The organism is Komagataeibacter kakiaceti JCM 25156, assembly GCF_000613305.1.
Genome location: NZ_BAIO01000324.1, coordinates 1 through 2,713 on the forward strand (window position 1 = coordinate 1; position 2,713 = coordinate 2,713).

Here is a 2,713-nt window from a genome sequence, read left to right on the forward strand (position 1 = left end):
CGGGCCGCCTGGCGCGCGGCGATGGCCATGGCGCGGATCACGTCCGGCTGCGGTGCATCTGCCCGCCCGGGGGTTGCAACAGCCTGATCCATAATCCGTTACTCCTTGATCCATCCCCGACCGGGCCATTCGCCCCGGCCAGCCATTTGCCGGTCAGACGTTAAAGCGGAACAGCAGGACATCACCATCCTGCACCACGTAATCCCGGCCCTCGATACGCAGTTTCCCGGCCTCACGGGCGCCCGCTTCGCCATTGCAGGCAATATAGTCTTCATATGCAATGGTCTCGCAGGCAATGAAGCCGCGTTCAAAATCATTGTGAATGACGGCGGCCGCCTGCGGGGCTTTCGTGCCCTTGGTAATGGTCCAGGCGCGGGTTTCCTTGGGGCCGACGGTAAAGTAGGTGCTCAGGCCCAGCAACTGGTACCCGGCGGCGATCACGCGATCCAGCCCGCTATCCTTCAGGCCCAGCCCCTCGAGGAACTCGACACGGTCTTCCGCGCCCAACTGGCTGACTTCGGCCTCGATCGCGGCGGAGACGACCACCATCGCCGCGCCTTCCGCCTCGGCGCGGGCGCGCACGCGTTCGGAAAATTCATTGCCGGTCGCGGCCGACGCCTCATCCACGTTGCAGACATACAGCACGGGCTTGGAGGTCATGAGCTGGAGGCGGCGCACCGCTTCCTCCTGCCCCTCGGGGATGGCCTTGCGCGCGGGCTCGCCTTCACGCAGCGCCGCGATCAGCGGTTCCATCAGTTCGACCTGGGCCGCCGCCTCACGGTCATTGCCCCGCGCCTTTTTCTGAAGGGCAACAATACGCTTTTCCAGCGATTCGAGATCGGCCAGCATCAGTTCCGTCTCGATGATCTCCGCATCGCGGATGGGGTCAACGCCCCCTTCCACATGGGTAATGTCATCATCCTCGAAACAGCGCAGGACGTGGATGATGGCATCCACCTCGCGGATATTGGCCAGAAACTGGTTCCCCAGCCCTTCCCCGCGCGAAGCCCCGCGCACGAGACCCGCGATATCCACGAATTCAAGGCTGGTGGGCAGGATCTTCTGTGACTTGCCAATACGCGCCAGTTCGGCCAGCCGCGCATCCGGCACCGCAACCCGGCCGACATTGGGCTCGATCGTGCAGAACGGATAATTCGCGGCCTGCGCCGAAGCGGTCTCGGTCAGGGCGTTGAACAGCGTCGATTTGCCCACATTCGGCAGGCCCACGATGCCACAGTTAAAGCCCATACGCCCTTACTCCCCGGCCTGCGCGGCCATTCTTGTCATGAACAGTTCCGGCTGTCCGTCCGCCAGCAGCGCGGCCGTATCGGCCAGCGTGTCGAGCATGGGGTCCAGCCACTCGCGGTCCGTGCGGGAGAAATCACCCAGCACATGGCCCGTGACACGCTCGCGGCTGCCGGGATGCCCGATGCCAAGCCGCACGCGCCAGTAATCTTTCGTGCCCAGCATCCGGTCCATCGACCGCAGGCCGTTATGCCCCGCCGCTCCGCCGCCCCGCTTTACGCGGATACGCCCGGGGGCAAGGTCCAGCTCGTCATGGAATGCCGTAATGGAATCGGCGGACAGCTTGTAGAAGGCCGCCGCCTGCTGAACGCTCTCACCCGAGAGGTTCATATACGTCATGGGCTTGAGCAGCAGCACCTTGTGCCGTCCGACCATCCCTTCCGCGATTTCGCCACGGAAGCGTTTCCGCCACGGGGAGAACCCGTGGCGGTCAGCGATCCGGTCCACCGCCATGAACCCGACATTGTGACGATTCCGGCTCATTCCCGGCTCGGGATTACCAAGACCGGTCCAGAGCAGCATCGTGTTTTCTCCTGTCGTGTCCGTGGCGGGGGTGAGGGATCAGCCCTCGGCTTCGGTGGTCTCGGCCTCGTCGGTGGCTTCCTCGTCAACGCTCGGCGGGGTGACGTTGGCGATCACGAAGTTCGTGCCATGCAGGGCCGGGGTCACGTTTTCCGTACCCTTCAGGTCTTCCCAGCGCACGTTGTCGTGGAAGTCCAGGCCGGACAGGTCGGCGGTGAAGTATTCCGGAATGTTGGCCGGATCAACCACCACTTCAACCGTGTGGCGGACAATGTTCACCACGCCGCCGCGCTTGACGCCGGGGGCGACTTCTTCACCCTCGAAGCGGATTTCCACTTCCACATGCACCTTGTGGCCAGCGGCAAGGCGCTGGTAGTCCACGTGGATCGGCGCATCGGTCACGGGGTGAAGCTGGATCTCGCGCAGCAGGGCGTGCACGGACGCGCCACCATCGACCGAGATGTCATAGATGCGCGAACGCCAGCCGGACTTGTGCAGCTCACGATGCACGATACGGGGGTCAAGCGCGATCAGGACGGGTTCCTGCTTCGCACCATAGATAACACCGGGCACATGGCCGGCACGTCTCGTTGCACGCGCTGCCCCCTTACCAGCCTTCGCGCGCGAAGAGACTTCGATTTTCGTGAATTTGGTCACTTGTTCTGCTCCTGAAACACAAGCGCGCGGGCCTCCAGGGGTGCCAGCGCGTGCGCGGCCTTTAACGGAAAACCGCGCCCGATGCAATCACCCACGCCCCGCAGCCATGGTTTTTCAGGTCAGCGCGGTCAGTTCCCACTGGGCCGTCGCCCCCGGTTCGGCCCATATGGGCGTTGCGTTGGCCAGCCGGACATTGGGCTTGAGGTGCATGGCCGAACGCAGGGCGCGG

3 protein-coding genes are annotated in these 2,713 nt (G+C 64.1%); all 3 read right to left on the reverse strand.

Translation table 11 applies throughout. The annotated features are described in order from the left end of the window. Positions 1-153: 153 nt before the first annotated feature. From ychF to JCM25156_RS13105, 3 genes are read right to left on the reverse strand one after another with little or no spacing between them, the layout of a single operon-like run. Positions 154-1,248, reverse strand: a complete 1,095-nt coding sequence (gene ychF, locus JCM25156_RS13095) for a redox-regulated ATPase YchF (RefSeq protein WP_025813432.1) — start codon at positions 1,246-1,248, stop codon at positions 154-156. Between the two features lie 6 nt (positions 1,249-1,254). After that, on the reverse strand, positions 1,255-1,827 hold the full coding sequence (gene pth / locus JCM25156_RS13100) for an aminoacyl-tRNA hydrolase (RefSeq protein WP_025813434.1): 573 nt from the start codon (positions 1,825-1,827) through the stop codon (positions 1,255-1,257). Between the two features lie 39 nt (positions 1,828-1,866). Further along, positions 1,867-2,484: a 50S ribosomal protein L25/general stress protein Ctc gene (locus JCM25156_RS13105; RefSeq protein WP_025813435.1), complete on the reverse strand. Its 618-nt coding sequence runs from the start codon at positions 2,482-2,484 to the stop codon at positions 1,867-1,869. Positions 2,485-2,713: the final 229 nt, after the last annotated feature.

What these genes read in the sequence shown, in the direction of transcription:
- ychF (WP_025813432.1), bottom strand. Translation starts at nt 1,248, where the DNA reads ATGGGCTTTAACTGTGGCATCGTGGGCCTGCCGAATGTGGGCAAATCG.
- pth (WP_025813434.1), bottom strand. Translation starts at nt 1,827, where the DNA reads ATGCTGCTCTGGACCGGTCTTGGTAATCCCGAGCCGGGAATGAGCCGG.